Source organism: Streptomyces sp. NPDC046881, assembly GCF_040645015.1.
Classification (GTDB): domain Bacteria; phylum Actinomycetota; class Actinomycetes; order Streptomycetales; family Streptomycetaceae; genus Streptomyces.
On sequence record NZ_JBEYXJ010000082.1, the window covers coordinates 21,470 to 39,021 of the forward strand.

A 17,552-nucleotide genomic window follows, 5' to 3' on the forward strand; every position below is an offset into this window, starting at 1 on the left:
CCCCTGGTCCGCACCCGATCGGACCAGGGGTTTTCCCTCTCCCTTCGGCATCCGAACACCTGACCTTTAGTCCCGTCTTGTCCGCATTTCTCGACGGACGTGTAACAGCGGTTAAGGGTGTGCCCGGGCGCGGGAATCCCGAGGCCATGACCCACAACACCCCGCTCTCCCCCCGCCCCCTGCGCCACCTCTCCGACGTCCACCGCCGCGTCCTGACGACGGCCCAGCTGCGCGCCCACGGCGTGACACCGGCCGAGCTGTCCGAGCAGTGCCGGGCCGACGGCCCCTGGCGGGAGCTGCTCCCGAACGTGGTCCTGCTGCACCCGGGCCCGCCCACCGGCGAGGAACGGCTGCACGGGGCCCTGCTGTACGCGGCCCGCGCCACCGAGCCGGCCGTCCCGGCCCAGCCGACCGCCGACAGCCCGCACCGGCCGCTGTACAGCGAGGCGGTGCTCACCGGCCTCGCCGCGCTGACCCTGCACGGTTTCTCGTCCACCCCGCCGCTGTCCTCCGTGGACCACGTGGACGTCCTGGTCCCGCGCTCGCGCCGGCTGCGCTCCGCCGGTTACGTGCGGGTGCTGCGCACCCCGTCCCTGCCCGCCCCGCAGGCGGTGTCGGGCCTGCCGGTGGCACCGGTGCCGCGGGCGCTGGCGGACGCGGTGGCGGAGCTGACGGACGCGCAGGCGGTACGGCGGCTGCTCACCGAGGCGGTGCGCGGCGGCCACTGCGAACCGGCGGCCGTGGTGCGTGAGCTGACCCTGGCGAAGCTGCTGCACCGCCCGCACCTGGTGGACGCGGTGGACGCGCTGGTCGCCGAGGGCCGCTCGATCGCCGAGGACCGCCTGTACCGGATGGTCCGCGAGTACGGCCTGCCCGACCCGGTCTGGAACGTCGACCTGCGCCTGCCCGGCGGCCCCGACCTCGGCGGCCTGGACGCCTACTGGCCGGACCATGCGGTCGCCCTCGAACTCGACACCCGCGCCCCCCGGCAGGGCCACCGGCAGGACGACGACGCGCTGTGGTCGGAGTACGCCCGCAAGCGCGAGCACCTGGAGCGCCTCGGCATCACGGTCGTGCACATCACGCCGAGGAAGCTCCGGGAATCCCTGGAGCAGCAGGCGGCGGTGGTGCGGACCGCGCTGATGGCGTCCGGGGACCGCGACCCGGCCGCGTACGTCCTGGTACTGCCCCGGTAGTGACGGACCGGGGCGGCACCGGGAGGGGCCGAGGGCCCTCAGGAGGGGAGAGGAGGGGCCGCCGGGCCGGACCGGCGGCCCCTCCTCATGCGTACCGCCACCCGTCCACCGGTGCTGCGCCGGCCGGGTGAGGGTTCACCGGAACGGACGAGCAGGGCGGGCGGCCGGGGAGCCGGCCACGGTACAGGAGAGTCATGAGACACCCCCGAATAGCGGCAGGCGCGTGCTCCCTCCTCCTCGCGGCCGCCTGCGCGTTCGCCGATCCCGCGACGGCACAAGTGACACCCCGCACCGTGGCCGGCGGCTACGTGGCCCTCGGCGACTCCTACTCCTCCGGCGCCGGAGCCGGCGACTACCTGGCCGCCGGCAAGGAGTGCAAGCGCAGCAGCCGGGCCTTCCCCGTGCTGTGGGCCGAGGCCCACGCGCCGTCCTCCTTCACCTTCGCCGCGTGCAACGGCGCCGGCGCCGACGACGTCCTGACCGACCAGCTCGGCCATCTCAGCCCGCGCACCGGACTGGTCACGCTCACCGTCGGCGGCAGCGACACGGGCTTCGTCTCCGTCATCGCGAAGTGCGCGCTGGGCGGCGCCGAAGGATGCCTGTCCGCCGCCTCCCTGGCCCGCACCACCATGGACGGGTCCCTCGCCGGCAACCTCGACCGGCTCTACTCGGCCATCCGGAACAGGGCCCCCGCCGCCCGTGTCGTCGTGCTCGGCTACCCGCACCTGTACCACCTCCAGGGCGCCTGCGCGCTGGGCCTGCCGGACGGCGAACGGGCCACCCTGAACGACGCCGTGGACCACCTCAACGCCGTCATCGCCCGGCGTGCCACCGCCCACGGGTTCACCTTCGCCGACGTCACCGCCGCCTTCGCCGGGCACGAGATCTGCTCGGACCGGCCCTGGCTGCGCGGTGTCGACGTGCTGGCGATCACCGAGTCCTACCACCCGACGGCACCGGGACAGTCCCTCGGCTACCTGCCGGCGCTCACCCGGGTGGCGGGGTGAGACGCCGGCGGGCAGAACTCCTTCTCGACCACGTCCGAGGTCTCCCCGGCCCAGTCGCCGTTGAGGTTGACCGCCAGTGAGTGCCGGCCGTCCGCCGTCGTCTCCGCCTCGGACAGCGAGCCGTGGATCCCGCCGGTGTGGCCCCAGACGTGGACGCCGCAGGCCAGCCGGGTGTCCATGAGCCCCAGGCCGTAGCGGATGTTCGGCGCGACCTTGGTGTCCACCGTGGTCTTCATCTCCTTCAGCTGCCGCGGCGGGAGCAGCTCGCCGCGGAGCAGGGCGCCGTAGAAGCGGGACAGGTCGGCGGAGTCGGAGATCATCTCGCCGGAGGCGGAGGCCAGGGACGGGTTGAGTTCGGTGACGTCGTACACCGGGCCGCCGGGGACCTTGAACGTCGAGTACGCCCTGCTGCGCGGCCGCGGCAGGGTGACCCTGGTGCCGGGCACGGAGGTGGCCCCCAGGTGCAGCGGGGCGATGATCCGCCGGGTGATCTCGGTGCCGTACGGGCGGCCCGTCACCTTCTCGATCACCATGCCGGCGAGCACGTAGTTGGTGTTGGAGTACCCCCAGGAGGTGCCCGGCGCGAAGTCCGGCTCGTGCCGCAGCGCGAGGCCGACCAGGTGCCGCGGGGTGAGGGTGTCGTAGCGGTGCTCGGCGAAGCCGGCCGCGGTGAAGTAGTCGCGGCGGAACTCCGGGTCGTCGAGGTAGTCGTGGATGCCGCTGGTGTGGTTCAGCAGCTGCCGGAGGGTGACCTCGCGGCCGTCGTGGCCGTGGCCGCGGACCACGCCCGGCAGCCACCGCTCCACCGAGTCGTCCAGGGAGAGCCGGCCCTCCGCCTCCAGCTGGAGCAGGACGGTGGCGACGAAGGTCTTGGTGATGCTGGCGACGCGGTAGTGGTCGGCGGCCGAGCGCGGCCTGCCGGTGCGGGTGTCGCCCACGCCGGCCGTGGCGGACCAGGTGCCGTGGCCGTCCCGCGCGGTGGCGGTCGCGCCGGGGGCGCCGGCCGTGACGGCCGCTTCGAGGGCCTCCCGGGTCGCGGTGTGCCCGGGGGACGCGGGTCCGGCCGCGACGGCCGGACCCGCGAGGGCCGCCGAGAGGAGCAGGACGGTGGTGCCCACCAGAGCCGTGCGTACGCGCATGTCTTCCCCAACCTGTGGTGTGCGGTGCGGTCGGGGGGAGGGACCCGGGGGTGTTGTGCGAAGGTTGCCCGCATGTAGACCGGTTGAGTGACTTTCAGCCCTTCTTCAGCACCAGCTCGGTGTTCCGGTCGGCCGCACCGCCGGCGAGGGTCGTGTTGGCGCCGGGGGCGTTGTAGGACAGCTCGCGGTAGAGGGCGGCGAGGCCGGTCTGGGAGAGGTCGGCGTAGTCGGTGCGGTGCGGGGCCGCGGACTCGATCAGCGTGGTGAACAGGGAGACGGTGCCGTCCTTGTTGTCGACCAGCTCGATGATCCGGGCGAGCTGCGGGTAGTCGACGTGCGAGGCGGTGGAGATCTCCCAGAAGGAGCGCCCGCCGGAGGCCCGGTGCGGGGTGATGACGTTCTTGTGGATGTGGCCGTTCACCCAGGCCAGCACGTTGGCGTGGGCGGACAGCACGGAGATCACCTCGGCGCCGTCGTGCCGCCGCTCCCCCGGGCGGGCCGGGTCGGGCCGGGTGTTGGTCATGGTCTTGCTGGTGTGGTGGCTGAAGACGACGGCGTAGGAGTCCTTGTTGTCCTTCAGCGTCCGGTCGAGCCACTTCAGCTGGGCGGTGCCGACGGAGCCCTCGTAGTGGCCGCCGGCGTCGGTGGTGTCGAGGCTGATGCCGATGACGTCGTCGGAGATGCGGAAGGCGTAGTACTGGGTGCCCGCGTCCAGGTTCGCCGAGGAGTAGCCGTGGCCGACCGGGCCGTGCCCCTGGTGGGCGGGGTCGAGGTGGGCCTTCAGGTAGTCGGCCTGGGTGTACGGGGCGCGCTTCTCGTCCGGCGTGACCGAGCGCATCGAGCGGGCGTGGGCCTTGAGGAAGTCGCGGTAGCCGGCCCCCTTGGGGTCCTTGGCGTTCTTGATGGCGTCCTGGAGCTTCTTGGCGTCGGCGGCGGAGACGCTCATCAGCTTCTTCCCGCCGATGGCCGCCTCGGCGAGGTAGCGGTCGCCGTGGGAGCCGTAGCAGCCGAGCGGCAGGGCGTCGTGGTTGCCGACGGTGGAGTACCAGGGCAGGCCGAGCCCGGGGCTGCGCACCTCGCGGACCGCGGCGGCCAGGAACTGCTCCAGGTGGGGGAAGCCGAGCGCCTTGTCGTGGTCGCGGGTGGCGGAGCCGGGCTGCCAGTACAGCTTCAGCCCGCTGTTCTGCACGCCCTCGTAGTGCCCGGGGTCGCCGGAGTTCGGGCTGATCCGGCCGCCGCTCATCACCTTCATGAACCACTCCAGTTCGGAGTGGGCGTTGTTGTCGGTGTTGTCGCCGGTCGTCATCACGAAGTGCAGCGGGGCACCCGTGACGGGCGCGCCGCGCAGCGCGTTGACCCGCTCCACGAGGGAGATCGCGCCGGGCACGGTCAGCGCCTCGTGCGGGCGCCAGGCGTGCACGTCGTGGGAGCGCAGGTACTCCAGGCGCAGCGGGTGCTGGACGTCCATCAGGTGCAGGTCGGTGAACTGCACGAACGCGGCCAGGGCGGTGCGGCGGCCCGCCCGGCCGGACCGGGGCGCGGCCAGCTCGTCGCGTACGACCCGCTTCCAGCCGGGCCCGTCGCCGAGGCGGCGGTATCCGGAGCCGTTCCGCGGGGCGGCGACGGAGGCGAGCGTGGTGCCCTTGGTGTAGGGGGCGAGCGGGGCCGCGGCGGAGGCCTGCCGGGACCGGGCGACCGGTGCCCCGGCGGGGGTGGCGGCCTGGCTGTCGGTGGGACGCAGGGCGTATCCGACGCCCGCGGAGAGCGAGACGGCTCCGGCGGCGGCGAGGACGGTACGGCGGTTGACCCCCGCAGCGGAGGTGGTGACAGAGCGTATGCGCGACATGGCGCGATCTCCCCGAGTGCGAACGCGTCGGCAGTGGTCGCGGGCCGTCGCGGACGCGAACGTCCCGCTCACTGTGGATCGTTGGCAGCGGGGATGGCCTGTGCGTGAACGCGGCGGCAACGCGCAGCGCCGATCACCGTACGTGGATCACGGGGTACCGGGCGCGGTCACGGAGTGGATCGCGGCCGGCCCGGGGCCGGTCACTCCTCGTTCATCTGCCGGGGTACGGGACGGTCCGCCAGGCGTCCGTGCGGTGGGCGTTCGCGCCACAGCCGCAGCGCGGTGTCGACCAGCCGGATGCGGGTCAGTGCGGGTACGGCGGCCAGGTCGTGCCAGGCGGCGAGGTCGGTGGAGCCGCCGACCTCGTAACGGAGTTCACCGCCGGTGATCTCGCCCTCGTAGACGATCCGCACCCCGTGGTGGTCGGTGCGGCGCGGCGGGCGCCCGCCGGGGAAGACGTGACGGGAGGAGTCGATGCCGAGCAGACCGGTCACCTCGATGCGGTAACCGGTCTCCTCCGCGACCTCGCGGCGGACGGTGTCGTACGGGTCCTCGCCGTGCTCCATGCCGCCGCCGGGCAGCACCCATTCGGGCCTGCCGTCGGGCGCCGGTGACCGGGCGAGCAGGATCTGTCCGTCACGGACGCACACGGCGTAGGCCGCCACCCTCAATTTCCGTCGCATGGGCGGACGTTAACGCGCCGGCTCCGGGTTGGCGGGCGAATATTCCGGCGCGGACCAGCGCAACGGCAGGGCGTCCGGGGTCCACCGGGCCTCGGTGAGGGTGAAGCGGACGGTACGGGTGCCGTCCTCGGCGAATCCGGTGCGGGCCTCGCCGGTCAGTTGGAGGGTGCTGCCCGTCTCCCAGTCCAGGAAGAGCAGGCCGGCGCGGGGGTCGGCGTGCAGGTTGCCCAGGCTGAGGAACATGGCGTTGCCGGAGTAGTCCGGCCAGGTCAGCTCGTGCGGCGAGGTGACCCGGACGAAGCCGGGGTTGCCGCCGCGGTGGCTGGCGTCGGCGCCGGCGCCGTGCACGGTGGCGAGGAAGAAGGTGTCGGCGGCCGCGATGAAGTCCGCTTCCGCGGTTCCGAGTCCGGTGAGGTGGCGGGGGGTGCCGGGGGTGCGGTCGACCGTCTCGTACGACTCCCTTCGCTGGATGTACTTGGGGCAGTTGGAGAAGACCTGGTCCGCGTCGACGGTGAAGCCGGTCGCGGTCGGCGTGAGGCGGCCGTTGAGGCGCATGCGGCGGCGGGTGCGGGGGTCCAGGGCGATGGTGCCGACGGCGGTTCCCCGGCCGAAGGGGTGAGCCGCGGTCACCGACACCCGCCGGGGCCCGGTCGCCCGGACGAAACCCGGTGTGCCGGTGAGGGCGTGCGCCCACACCCTTCCCGTCCCCGGGTCCGGCCCGCCGACGATCAGGAGGGGCTGCTGCGCCAGGAACGCCGCCGCGACCGGCTTGATGTCCTGGCCCAGGGAGCGGCCCACGTGGTCGGCGCGGTCCCGGACGCCGGCCCGGTCCTGCACGGCCCGCGACCCCGCGTGGTACACGCCCATGACTAGAAGAAGCCGCAGGTCGGGGCGGAGGCGTGCGGGGCGGGGGCGCTCTCGGCGCCGTGCGGGACGGAGATCTCCAGGCGGGTGCCGTCCGGGTCGTGGAAGAAGATGCCGCCGGAGGCCGAGCCCTCCCGGTGGGCGACCACACCCTCGTGGGCGAACTCCACCCCGGCGGCCTTGAGCGCCGTCTCGTACTCCCGGACCCGGTCGAGGGAGTCGGCGGTGAACGCGAGGTGGTGCAGTCCGGCCCGGCCACCGTCGTACGACCCCTGCGCCTGCTGCCAGAGGGTGAGGACGGGCTGGTCGCCGTCGGCGCCGAGGAACGCGTAGCGCCGGTCGTCCTCCTTCCCCTCGGCGAGCAGGACGAAGCCGAGGACGTCCCGGTAGAAGGCGAGCGAGCGGTCGAGGTCGGTGACGTTCAGGCCGGTGTGGCCGGTGCGCAAGGTCATGGCTGTCCCTTCGGCGTGCCCTTGCCGGGCATGCATATCTAACCGTTGAACCTCACGTTAGAGGGTTAGTTCCGGACGCGTCAACCGGTCACGTACGCTTGACTGGTTAGTCGAGGAGGAGTGCCCGATGTCCACCGCCCCCGATCCCCGCCCGCTCACCGGCGAGCCGCTCGCGCTCGACCTGCTCAACACCCGGTGGAACCGGGACGGCGCCCCCCAGGACCTGCTCGCGGACACCGCGGGGCTGGCGGTGTGGCTCACGGGCAACGGGCTGGCAGGGGACCACCCGGCCGACGCGGAGGTGCTGCGCCACCTGCGCACCGCCCGCGAGGCGATCAAGGCAGCGGTGGACGGGTCGCCGCATCGGGCGGCGCCGCTCGTGGACGCCGTACTGGAGCACGGGCGGATCCGGGCCCGGCTCACCGCCGGCGGCCCGGCCGAGGAGCCCGAGTTCGCCGACCCCGCCTGGGGTCCGGCCTGGCTCGCCGCCCGCAGCTACCTGGACCTGCTCACCCGGGCCCCGGAGCGGATCCGCACCTGCGCCGGCGGCAGCTGCATCCTGTACTTCTTCGACACCTCCCGGAACGGCACCCGCCGCTGGTGCTCGATGGCCGCGTGCGGCAACCGGGCCAAGGCGTCCCGGCATTACGCGCGTTCGAAGGAGCACTGACCGGAATCCGGGCCGAACCGGCACGATTCCGCCCGGATCCCATCGCGGGTTTTCCCCATACATTCATTTCGATTCGGTCAACGGTCACCAAAATCAGGACCCTTGGGCCAGGCTGAGCGCTCTCGTTCGCTCGTTCCTTGACCTGAGGGATGCCGATGACCCACACGCCCGAGCGTGATCCCATACCCGGCCCGAGACGCCTGGCCCGCATAGCCGTGGCCGTGGGCGTGGTGGCCGCCCTCTCCGCGGCCGGGCCGATACCCCTGGCCCTCGCCGCCGACACCCCGCCCGCCCCGGCCGCCGACCCCGGCGTGAAGTCCGCCCACGACAAGCTCGGTTCGGACGACGCCGCCCTGCTCGCCGAGGCCAAGGCCGACGGCGACAAGAACGTCACGATGATGATCGCGACCTCGCCCGGGAAGACGGAGCAGGTCGCCGGGGAACTGGACGCGGTCGAGGGCGGCCTGGTGGGCCGTACCGACGACAGGCTCGGCTACGTCCGCGCCACCGTCCCGACGGGCCGGGCGGAATCGGCCATCGCCGCCGCCGCGAAGCTCTCCTCCGTCCAGGCGATCGACCTCAAGCAGGAGATCCCGCTCGACGACCCGGCGCCGAACGGCGCCAAGTCCGCGGCCGGCAAGGGCACCTACCCCGCGCCGGGGAAGAAGACCCCCGCCGCGAACCCGTACAACCCGTCCTTCGAGACCGGTGCCGTCGACTTCGTCGAGGACCACCCGAAGGCGGACGGCCGCGGCATCACCATCGGCATCCTGGACTCCGGCATCGACCTGGGCCACCCCGCGCTGCAGAAGACCACCACCGGCGAGCGGAAGATCGTCGACTGGGTGACCGCGACCGACCCGGTCGCCGACGGCGACGGCACCTGGCGCCGGATGACCACCGGCGTCGCCGGCCCGTCCTTCTCGATCACCACCGCCTCGCAGGGCACGGAGAAGTTCACCGCGCCCGAGGGCTCGTACAAGTTCAACTACATGTACGAGTCGGCCACCGCCGGCGGCGACGAGAAGGGTGACCTCAACCGCGACGGCGACACCACCGACGCCTGGGGCGTGCTGTACGACCCGGCCGCCGGCACGGTCCGCGTCGACACGAACGACAACCTGGACTTCACCGACGACACGCCGATGAAGCCCTACAAGGACGACTACCAGGTCGGCTACTTCGGCACCGACGACCCGGCGACGGACGTCGCCGAGCGCGTCCCGTTCGTGGTCGAGACCCGCAAGGACGTCGTCTACAACTCCTCCGGCGCCAAGGCCGACTACGTCAACATCGGCGTCATCGAGTCCGAGCACGGCACCCATGTCGCCGGCATCACCGCCGCCAACGGCCTGTTCGGCGGGAAGATGAACGGCGCGGCCCCGGGCGCCAAGCTGGTCTCCTCGCGGGCCTGCACCTGGACCGGCGGCTGCACCAACGTCGCCCTCACCGAGGGCATGATCGACCTCGTCACCAAGCGCGGGGTCGACATCGTCAACATGTCGATCGGCGGCCTGCCCGCGCTGAACGACGGCAACAACGCACGCGCCGAGCTGTACACCCGGCTCATCGACACCTACGGCGTCCAGCTGGTGATCTCCGCCGGCAACTCCGGGCCCGGCGCCAACACCATCGGCGACCCCGGCCTGGCCGACAAGGTGATCTCGGTCGGCGCGGCGATCTCCAAGGAGACGTGGGCCGCCAACTACGGCTCGGCCGTGGAGAAGAAGTACGCGATGATGCCCTTCTCCTCGCGCGGCCCGCGTGAGGACGGCGGCTTCACGCCGACCCTGAGCGCGCCCGGTGCCGCGATCAACACCACCCAGACCTGGCTGCCGGGCTCCCCGGTCGCCGAGGCGGGCTACTCGCTGCCGGCCGGCTACTCGATGCTCCAGGGCACCTCGATGGCCTCCCCGCAGGCCGCCGGCGCCTCCGCGCTGCTGCTGAGCGCCGCGAAGCAGAAGGGCATCGACCTCACGCCCGCCAGGCTCCGCACGGCGCTGACCTCGACCGCCGACCACATCAAGGGTGTGCAGGCGTACGAGGAGGGCGCGGGCCTGATCGACATCGTGGACGCCTGGGACGCCGTCAAGGACGGCGCCACCGCCCACGAGTACACCGTCAAGGCCCCGGTCGACACCGCGATCGACTACGCGCTGAAGACCCCGGGCTTCGGCACCGGCCTGTACGACCGCGAGGGCGGCCTGAAGGCGGGCGAGAAGAAGACGTACGAGGTCACGATCACCCGCACCTCCGGCCCGGACAAGGCCGTCCGGCACGAGCTGCACTTCGCGAACAACGCCGGCGGCACCTTCCGGATCGTCGGCGACGACGACGTCAGGCTGCCGCTGAACCAGCCGGTCACCGTCAAGGTGCAGGCGGCCCCGGGGTCCGCGGGCGTCAAGAGCGCGATCCTGGAGGTCGACGACCCGCGGACCGAGGGCGTCGACCGGCAGATCCTGTCCACCGTCGTGGTCGCGGCCCCGGTGAAGTACACGTACTCCGCCTCCGGTTCGGTGCAGCGCAACAGCACGCGGTCGTACTTCGTGAGCGTGCCCGAGGGCGCGACGTCGCTGGAGGTCGCGATCGGCGGGCTGAAGGACAAGAGCCAGACCCGGTTCATCGCCATCCACCCGTACGGCGTCCCGTCCGACAACACCTCGACGCCGTACTGCTACAACAACTACCTCGACGGCAACGGCTGCAAGCCCGACGTGCGTTCCTACGCCGCCCCGCAGCCCGGCGTCTGGGAGGTCGAGGTCGAGTCCCGGCGTACCTCCCCGCTGCTCGACAACCCGTACCGGCTGGACGTCACCGTCCTCGGCGCGGCCTTCGACCCGGAGACGGTGACCGTCCCCGAGGCCAAGGTGGGCACCCCGGCCACCGCCTCCTGGAAGGTGACCAACCGGTTCGCCGCGCTGGACGGCAAGCTGACCGGCGGTCCGCTCGGCTCCGCCAAGACGACCCGCCCGGCCATCAAGGAGGGCGAGACCCAGACCACCACGGTGGAGGTCCCGGCCGGCGCGACCTCGCTCGACGTCGCCATCGGGGGTGTCTCCGACACGGCGGCCGACCTGGACCTGGCGGTGTACGACGCGTCCGGCAAGGAGGTCGGCAAGTCCGCCGACGGTGACTCGGAGGAGGCGGTGTCCGTGCCGTCCCCGGCCGCCGGCACCTACACCGTCGAGGTCGTGGGCTACTCCGTCCCGTCCGGCTCCACCGACTACGACTACCGGGACGTGTTCTTCTCCACCGCGCTCGGTTCCGTCACGGTCGACGGCTCGGCCCCGGTCGAGCTCGGCACGGGTGACTCGGCCACGGTGACCGGCCAGGTCACGGCCGCCGCCCAGGCCCCGGCCGGCCGTGAGTTCTTCGGCCGTGTCCAGCTGGTGAACAGCCGCGGCACGGTCGCGGGCACCGGCAGCGTGAAGATCGAGAAGGTCACGCCGTAACGGCCTGCCGCACTCGGGAGGGGCGGGCGTCCTGACGGACCCCGCCCCTCTTCACGTCCGCCGCCGTTCCGTCCGGCTCAGGGCGCGGTGGCGGAGGGGCAGGGGAGGGAGCGGGCGGCCGGCAGGGCGTCGGTGATCCAGTCCCGGTCCGCGGAGACGCGGGCGGCGCCGACGGACCACAGGGTCGCGTACCGCTCCCCCCGGCCGACACCGGCCAGCACGTGCTGGCCCGGGCGCGGGGCCGGCCGGGTGTCCGCGGCGAGCAGGAAACCGACCTCGGCCGGGCCGTGCGCGGGCTTGTAGGAGCGGATCACGGTCAGCGTGACCCGGCTCCCGGACGAGCCCTCGTCCCGCTCCACCTTCGTCACCGTGCCCTCCACGACCAGCCGCGCACAGGCCAGCTCGCGCTCCGGGTCCGCCGGACGGACGCTGGACGCCGCCTCCCGGCTCCCCGCGTCGCCCTTGGCCGACGCCCCGTTCGCGTCGTCCGCGCCACCGCCGGCCTGCGTCACCAGCCACCCGAAACCCAGGACCAGGGAGAAGGCCGCGGCGCCGGCGAGCGAGCCGAGCGCGATCCGCAGGGCCCGCCGGGGCCCGCCCGGCCGGCCCGGCCGCGGGGGCCGGGGCGGTCCGGCCGGGCGGGTACGGCCCCGGGGGCGGCGGGCGGGCGGGGGCGTGTCCTGCGGGGTGCGGATCTCCCCGGCCCCGGCAGGCGCCTCGGGCGCCCCCGCCTCTGCGGGCACCTCGTCCCCCGTCAGGGCCGCCGCCAGCCGGGCCAGTTCGTCCCGCAGCACGGCCACGTCGGCCTCGGCCGCCCGGTGCTCGGCGAGGAAGGCGGGGTCCCGCCGGGCCTCCTCCGGCAGGGGATCGCCGGTGATCGCGGCCATGAGGGCGTCCATGCCGTCGTACTCCCCGCGCCCACCGGCGCTCCCGGCGCCCCGTGCGTTCTCGTGGTCGGCGGTCATGTCACACCACCTCGTCCTCGTGCAGCCGGTCGCGCAGTGCGCGGACCGCCGTGTGCAGCCTGCTCTTGACCGTGCCCTCCGGGACGCCCAGCTCCTCGGCGATGGCCCGCACCGGCAGGTCCGCGAAGAAGCGCAGCACGACCACCTGCCGCTGGGCGGCGGGCAGCCCGTCCAGGCCCCGGGCGACCGCGAGCGACAGCAGGCTGGTCTCCTCGCCGGAGGCGTGCGCGGGTTCGCGCAGGGCGGCCAGCCGCTCCCCCAGCCGCTCCTGGCGCCGCTTGGCCCGGTGCCAGTCCATGGCCAGGTTGGAGGCGACCACCGCCGCCCACGCCGACACGTCCCGCGGCGCCTCGCGGCCGCTCGCGGCCCGCTCCAGCAGCCGCAGCCGGACCTGCTGCACCCCGTCCGGCAGGTCCGACTGCGGCACGCCGCCGAGCGCGAGCACCGCCCGCACCCGGCGTTCCTGGGCCGCGTCCAGCGGATCGTCGCCCGCCCGGTCCGTACCGGCGGCGTACACCCCCTGGTCGCGGCGCGCCCTTCCGCGCAGCACAAGCCACCCCCTCACGCGTTTGCCCCTACGACGTGGCAGCGGGCCGAAACGTTCGGCCGGTGCCGGACCGGCGCAGAGGCGTACGTCACACCTTCGTATGGGCCACGCCCGCACGGGCAGGGTCGGGACAGCACAGCTTCCGGCGCGGACCTGCGGCCGAGGGAATTTCTGCAGCTCAGCGGGGTGCCCGGCGAACGTCCGGAACCGCCGGGCGGCTGTTCGTGTCCCATTCCTCGGGCACACGGCACAAAGAATTGGACAGGTGGACCGGGGTCGGCCGCATGATGGAAAAGCCCCGGTCAGGCAAGAGACACAAAGAGGGAGTCGCTGTGAGGGTCGGAATCGTCGGAGCCACCGGTCAGGTCGGCACGGTCATGCGCGGGATCCTCACGGAGCGGAACTTCCCGGTCACGGAGCTGCGCCTGTTCGCCTCGGCCCGTTCCGCCGGGACCGTGCTGGACGGCGTGACGGTGGAGGACGCGGCGACCGCCGACTACACCGGCCTGGACATCGTGCTCTTCTCCGCGGGCGGCGCGACCTCCAAGGCGCTGGCCGAAAAGGTCGCCTCGCAGGGCGCCGTCGTGATCGACAACTCCTCGGCCTGGCGCAAGGACCCCGAGGTCCCGCTGGTGGTCTCCGAGGTGAACCCGCACGCGATCGCCGACCGGCCCAAGGGCATCATCGCCAACCCGAACTGCACCACGATGGCCGCGATGCCGGCGCTCAAGCCGCTGCACGAGGAGGCCGGCCTGGAGGCCCTGGTCGTCGCCACCTACCAGGCGGTGTCCGGCTCGGGCCTCGCGGGCGTGGCCGAGCTGCACGGCCAGGTGCAGAAGGTGGCCGCCGAGGCCGACAAGCTCACCCACGACGGCGCGGCGGTCGACTTCCCCGAGCCGAACGTCTACAAGCGCCCCATCGCCTTCAACGTGCTGCCCTTCGCCGGCAACCTCGTCGACGACGGTCTGAACGAGACCGACGAGGAGCAGAAGCTGCGCAACGAGTCCCGCAAGATCCTGGAGATCCCCGCCCTGAAGGTCTCCGGCACCTGTGTGCGCGTGCCGGTCTTCTCCGGCCACTCCCTCCAGGTGAACGCCCGCTTCGCCCGCCCGCTGTCCCCGGAGCGCGCCACCGAGCTGCTCGCGAAGGCGCCGGGCGTCGCCCTGTCCGACATCCCGACCCCGCTGCAGGCGGCCGGCCAGGACCCGTCGTACGTGGGCCGCATCCGCCGCGACGAGACGGTGGACAACGGCCTCGCCCTGTTCATCTCCAACGACAACCTCCGCAAGGGCGCCGCCCTGAACGCGGTGCAGATCGCGGAGCTGGTGGCGGCGGAGCTGTCCGGCAAGTAACCCGTACGGCTCATCAGGGGCGGCCCGGCCGGGCCGCCCCTTCCGTATGCCCGCGCCGGCACCGGTGCCGCCGGCAGCCTGTCCTAGCCCCGCCGCACCTCGTACAGGAAGCACCCGTACTCCACCGCCCGTACGTGCACCACCGCCACCTCCGGGTCGGCGAAGGCCTCCGTGAGGGCGGGTGCGAAGGCGTCCGCACCCGACACCAGCCGGCCGCCGAGGATGCGGCCGTCGGCCGAGTAGCGGCGCAGGGTGCGGTGGTCGTCGGTGAACGGCAGGGCGTCGCCGGCCGGGCCGGGGCACTCCTCGGCGTGGATGAAGACGGGCCCCTGCTCGTCGTAGGCACCGGGGTCGGCGCCCGTCTCGGCCGCCCAGCGGCGCAGCGGCGCGTACGAGACCAGGGCGATCGGCTCGCCCGGTGTGCTGTGGCGCAGGCAGCAGCGCAGCGGGGAGCCGCCCTCCGCGTCCGGCGCGGCGGCCATGGGCCGGCCGGCGTCGTCGGCGGTGCGCAGCTCCCTGAGGACCCCGGCCGGGACGGGGCGCACGGTGTATGTCGTCATGCGCCCAGCGTCCCGCCGCCGCGGCGCGCCCACCGGCGGGATGCGGACATCGCGTTCCCCGTCGGTCCCATGGAAGGATGACGCAACCGACACATAACGAGGAGATGACCGCGTGCCTGGCACAAACCTGACTCGCGAAGAGGCGCAGCAGCGGGCCGAGCTGCTCACCGTTGACTCGTACGAGATCGATCTCGACCTCTCCGGCGCGCAGGAGGGCGGTACCTACCGGTCCGTGACCACGGTGCGCTTCGACGTGGCCCGCGGCGGTGCCGCGTCCTTCATCGACCTGGTGGCCCCGGAGGTCCACGAGGTGGTGCTCAACGGCGACCGGCTGGACCCCGCCGACGTCTTCGAGGACTCGCGGATCGCGCTGCCGGAGCTGCTCCAGGGGCCCAACGTCCTGCGGGTGGTCGCGGACTGCGCCTACACCAACACCGGCGAGGGCCTGCACCGCTTCGTCGACCCGGTGGACGAGCAGGCCTACCTGTACACGCAGTTCGAGGTCCCGGACGCCCGCCGCGTCTTCGCCTCCTTCGAGCAGCCCGACCTGAAGGCCACCTTCCAGTTCACCGTGAGGGCGCCCGAGGGCTGGACCGTCATTTCCAACTCGCCGACCCCGGAGCCCAAGGACAACGTCTGGGTCTTCGAGCCGACCCCGCGGATCTCGACGTACATCACCGCGCTGATCGTCGGCCCGTACCACTCCGTGCACAGCGTGTACGAGAAGGACGGCCAGTCCGTGCCGCTCGGCATCTACTGCCGTCCCTCGCTCGCCGAGTTCCTCGACTCGGACGCGATCTTCGAGGTCACGCGGCAGGGCTTCGACTGGTTCCAGGAGAAGTTCGACTACGCGTACCCGTTCGAGAAGTACGACCAGCTGTTCGTGCCCGAGTTCAACGCGGGCGCGATGGAGAACGCGGGCGCGGTCACCATCCGCGATCAGTACGTCTTCCGGTCCAAGGTGACCGACGCGGCGTACGAGGTGCGCGCCGAGACCATCCTGCACGAGCTGGCCCACATGTGGTTCGGCGACCTGGTCACCATGGAGTGGTGGAACGACCTGTGGCTGAACGAGTCGTTCGCCACGTACACGTCGATCGCGTGCCAGGCCGCCGCTCCCGGCTCCCGCTGGCCGCACTCGTGGACCACGTTCGCCAACTCGATGAAGACCTGGGCGTACCGGCAGGACCAGCTGCCGTCCACGCACCCGATCATGGCGGACATCCGCGACCTGGACGACGTGCTCGTCAACTTCGACGGCATCACGTACGCCAAGGGCGCGAGCGTGCTCAAGCAGCTCGTCGCGTACGTCGGCGAGGACGAGTTCTTCAAGGGCGTGCAGGCCTACTTCAAGCGGCACGCGTTCGGCAACACCCGCCTGTCCGACCTGCTGGGCGCGCTGGAGGAGACCTCCGGCCGCGACCTGAAGACCTGGTCGAAGAAGTGGCTGGAGACGGCCGGCATCAACATCCTCCGCCCGGAGGTGGAGACCGACGCCGAGGGCCTGATCACCTCCTTCGCCGTCCGCCAGGAGGCCCCGGCGCTCCCGGCCGGCGCCAAGGGCGAGCCGACCCTGCGCCCGCACCGCATCGCGATCGGTCTGTACGACCTCTCCGACGCCGGCAAGCTGGTGCGCACCGAGCGGATCGAGCTGGACGTGGACGGCGAGCTGACCGCCGTACCGCAGCTGGCGGGCAGGCACCGCCCGACGGTGATCCTGCTCAACGACGACGACCTGTCGTACGCGAAGGTCCGCCTCGACGAGGAGTCCCTGCGGGCCGTCACCGAGCACCTGGGCGACTTCGAGGCGTCCCTGCCGCGCGCCCTGTGCTGGGCGTCGGCCTGGGACATGACGCGGGACGCCGAGCTGGCCACCCGCGACTACCTCTCCCTGGTGCTGTCCGGCATCGGCAAGGAGTCCGACATCGGCGTGGTGCAGTCCCTGCACCGCCAGGTCAAGCTGGCCATCGACCTGTACGCCGCGCCGGCCACCCGCGAGTCCCTGCTGACCCGCTGGACCGACGCCACGCTGGCCCACCTGCGCTCCGCCGAGCCGGGCGGCGACCACCAGCTGGCCTGGGCGCGGGCGTTCGCGGCGACCGCGCGCACCCCGGAGCAGCTGGACCTCCTGGAGGCCCTGCTCGACGGCACCCAGACCATCGAGGGCCTGGCCGTCGACACGGAGCTGCGCTGGGCGTTCGTCCAGCGGCTCGCGGCCGTCGGCCGGTACGACGAGACGGAGATCGCCGGCGAGTACGAGCGGGACAAGACGGCGGCCGGCGAGCGGCACGCGGCCACCGCCCGCGCCGCCCGCCCGACGCCGGAGGCGAAGGCGGAGGCCTGGTCCTCGGTCATCGAGTCCGACAAGCTGCCCAACGCCGTGCAGGAGGCCGTGATCGGCGGCTTCGTGCAGACCGATCAGCGGGAGCTGCTCGCGCCGTACACGGACCGGTACTTCGAGGTTCTCAAGGGCGTCTGGGAGTCCCGTTCGCACGAGATCGCCCAGCAGATCGCCATCGGCCTGTACCCGTCGGTCCAGGTCTCCGAGGAGACCCTGGCCAAGACGGACGCCTGGCTGGCCTCCGCCGAGCCGACCGCGGCCCTGCGCCGCCTCGTCTCGGAGTCCCGCGCGGGCGTCGAGCGCGCCCTGAGGGCCCAGGCGGCGGACGCGGCGGCCGCCGCGTAACCACCCGCACCACAGCAGGGGCGCCCGGCATCCCGTCCGGGCGCCCCTTCGTGTGCGGTCTCCTCAGCTGTTCCGTGCAAGCGCAGGCAATCCACTGCCCGACACACCCGCGGGGGGGGGGGGGGGGGCGGGC

At 72.9% G+C, this 17,552-nt stretch carries 14 protein-coding genes; 6 read left to right on the top strand and 8 right to left on the bottom strand.

Annotation, left to right across the window (positions count from 1 at the left end; all coding sequences use genetic code 11):
- The first annotated feature begins 146 nt into the window (after positions 1-146).
- The gene (locus ABZ923_RS29995; RefSeq protein ID WP_361477631.1) at positions 147-1,196 is read left to right on the top strand and encodes a hypothetical protein; all 1,050 of its coding nucleotides are present in this window, start codon (positions 147-149) and stop codon (positions 1,194-1,196) included.
- Positions 1,197-1,390: 194 nt separating this feature from the next.
- Positions 1,391-2,203, top strand: coding sequence for an SGNH/GDSL hydrolase family protein (locus tag ABZ923_RS30000; protein ID WP_361477634.1), 813 nt, complete (start codon positions 1,391-1,393; stop codon positions 2,201-2,203).
- On the opposite strand, the gene ABZ923_RS30005 is transcribed toward ABZ923_RS30000, so the two are convergent.
- From ABZ923_RS30005 to ABZ923_RS30025, 5 genes are all read right to left on the bottom strand, one after another.
- Entirely contained in the window at positions 2,170-3,342 is a 1,173-nt protein-coding gene (locus tag ABZ923_RS30005; RefSeq protein WP_361477637.1) for a serine hydrolase domain-containing protein, read from the bottom strand. The genes ABZ923_RS30000 and ABZ923_RS30005 overlap by 34 nt on opposite strands.
- Before the next feature lie 94 nt (positions 3,343-3,436).
- Positions 3,437-5,188 carry a TIGR03767 family metallophosphoesterase gene (locus ABZ923_RS30010; RefSeq protein ID WP_361477640.1) on the bottom strand — a complete coding sequence of 584 codons (1,752 nt, stop codon included), beginning with the start codon at positions 5,186-5,188 and terminating at the stop codon, positions 3,437-3,439.
- 200 nt (positions 5,189-5,388) lie between these two features.
- Entirely contained in the window at positions 5,389-5,871 is a 483-nt protein-coding gene (locus tag ABZ923_RS30015) for an NUDIX hydrolase (RefSeq protein ID WP_361477643.1), read from the bottom strand.
- A 9-nt stretch (positions 5,872-5,880) separates the two neighbouring features.
- Positions 5,881-6,738 carry a pyridoxamine 5'-phosphate oxidase family protein gene (locus tag ABZ923_RS30020; RefSeq protein WP_361477645.1) on the bottom strand — a complete coding sequence of 286 codons (858 nt, stop codon included), beginning with the start codon at positions 6,736-6,738 and terminating at the stop codon, positions 5,881-5,883.
- Between the two features lie 2 nt (positions 6,739-6,740).
- The gene (locus tag ABZ923_RS30025; RefSeq protein ID WP_361477648.1) at positions 6,741-7,187 is read right to left on the bottom strand and encodes a VOC family protein; all 447 of its coding nucleotides are present in this window, start codon (positions 7,185-7,187) and stop codon (positions 6,741-6,743) included.
- Positions 7,188-7,314: 127 nt separating this feature from the next.
- On the opposite strand from ABZ923_RS30025, the gene ABZ923_RS30030 reads away from it, so the two are divergent.
- Together ABZ923_RS30030 and ABZ923_RS30035 are read left to right on the top strand one after the other, a co-directional pair.
- Positions 7,315-7,857, top strand: coding sequence for a CGNR zinc finger domain-containing protein (locus ABZ923_RS30030; protein ID WP_361477651.1), 543 nt, complete (start codon positions 7,315-7,317; stop codon positions 7,855-7,857).
- A gap of 155 nt (positions 7,858-8,012) precedes the next feature.
- Positions 8,013-11,309 (top strand): S8 family serine peptidase, encoded by a 3,297-nt coding sequence (locus tag ABZ923_RS30035; RefSeq protein ID WP_361477654.1) that lies wholly within the window; start codon positions 8,013-8,015, stop codon positions 11,307-11,309.
- A gap of 77 nt (positions 11,310-11,386) precedes the next feature.
- Here ABZ923_RS30035 and ABZ923_RS30040 read toward each other — a convergent pair whose 3' ends face one another.
- Both ABZ923_RS30040 and ABZ923_RS30045 read right to left on the bottom strand, forming a co-directional pair.
- Positions 11,387-12,274, bottom strand: a complete 888-nt coding sequence (locus ABZ923_RS30040; protein ID WP_361477657.1) for a hypothetical protein — start codon at positions 12,272-12,274, stop codon at positions 11,387-11,389.
- A 1-nt stretch (position 12,275) separates the two neighbouring features.
- On the bottom strand, positions 12,276-12,824 hold the full coding sequence (locus ABZ923_RS30045) for a sigma-70 family RNA polymerase sigma factor (protein ID WP_361477668.1): 549 nt from the start codon (positions 12,822-12,824) through the stop codon (positions 12,276-12,278).
- A gap of 329 nt (positions 12,825-13,153) precedes the next feature.
- On the opposite strand from ABZ923_RS30045, the gene ABZ923_RS30050 reads away from it, so the two are divergent.
- Positions 13,154-14,173 carry an aspartate-semialdehyde dehydrogenase gene (locus ABZ923_RS30050; protein ID WP_361477660.1) on the top strand — a complete coding sequence of 340 codons (1,020 nt, stop codon included), beginning with the start codon at positions 13,154-13,156 and terminating at the stop codon, positions 14,171-14,173.
- 83 nt (positions 14,174-14,256) lie between these two features.
- Here ABZ923_RS30050 and ABZ923_RS30055 read toward each other — a convergent pair whose 3' ends face one another.
- Positions 14,257-14,733 (bottom strand): DUF1203 domain-containing protein, encoded by a 477-nt coding sequence (locus ABZ923_RS30055; protein ID WP_361477663.1) that lies wholly within the window; start codon positions 14,731-14,733, stop codon positions 14,257-14,259.
- Between the two features lie 112 nt (positions 14,734-14,845).
- Here ABZ923_RS30055 and pepN point away from each other — a divergent pair, with 112 nt between their 5' ends.
- The gene (gene pepN / locus ABZ923_RS30060; protein ID WP_361477665.1) at positions 14,846-17,419 is read left to right on the top strand and encodes an aminopeptidase N; all 2,574 of its coding nucleotides are present in this window, start codon (positions 14,846-14,848) and stop codon (positions 17,417-17,419) included.
- Positions 17,420-17,552: the final 133 nt, after the last annotated feature.

Bases quoted from the DNA above. Each gene is read 5' to 3' on its own strand.
- ABZ923_RS29995 (WP_361477631.1), top strand. From the start codon at position 147: ATGACCCACAACACCCCGCTCTCCCCCCGCCCCCTGCGCCACCTCTCC.
- ABZ923_RS30000 (WP_361477634.1), top strand. From the start codon at position 1,391: ATGAGACACCCCCGAATAGCGGCAGGCGCGTGCTCCCTCCTCCTCGCG.
- ABZ923_RS30005 (WP_361477637.1), bottom strand. From the start codon at position 3,342: ATGCGCGTACGCACGGCTCTGGTGGGCACCACCGTCCTGCTCCTCTCG.
- ABZ923_RS30010 (WP_361477640.1), bottom strand. From the start codon at position 5,188: ATGTCGCGCATACGCTCTGTCACCACCTCCGCTGCGGGGGTCAACCGC.
- ABZ923_RS30015 (WP_361477643.1), bottom strand. From the start codon at position 5,871: ATGCGACGGAAATTGAGGGTGGCGGCCTACGCCGTGTGCGTCCGTGAC.
- ABZ923_RS30020 (WP_361477645.1), bottom strand. From the start codon at position 6,738: ATGGGCGTGTACCACGCGGGGTCGCGGGCCGTGCAGGACCGGGCCGGC.
- ABZ923_RS30025 (WP_361477648.1), bottom strand. From the start codon at position 7,187: ATGACCTTGCGCACCGGCCACACCGGCCTGAACGTCACCGACCTCGAC.
- ABZ923_RS30030 (WP_361477651.1), top strand. From the start codon at position 7,315: ATGTCCACCGCCCCCGATCCCCGCCCGCTCACCGGCGAGCCGCTCGCG.
- ABZ923_RS30035 (WP_361477654.1), top strand. From the start codon at position 8,013: ATGACCCACACGCCCGAGCGTGATCCCATACCCGGCCCGAGACGCCTG.
- ABZ923_RS30040 (WP_361477657.1), bottom strand. From the start codon at position 12,274: ATGACCGCCGACCACGAGAACGCACGGGGCGCCGGGAGCGCCGGTGGG.
- ABZ923_RS30055 (WP_361477663.1), bottom strand. From the start codon at position 14,733: ATGACGACATACACCGTGCGCCCCGTCCCGGCCGGGGTCCTCAGGGAG.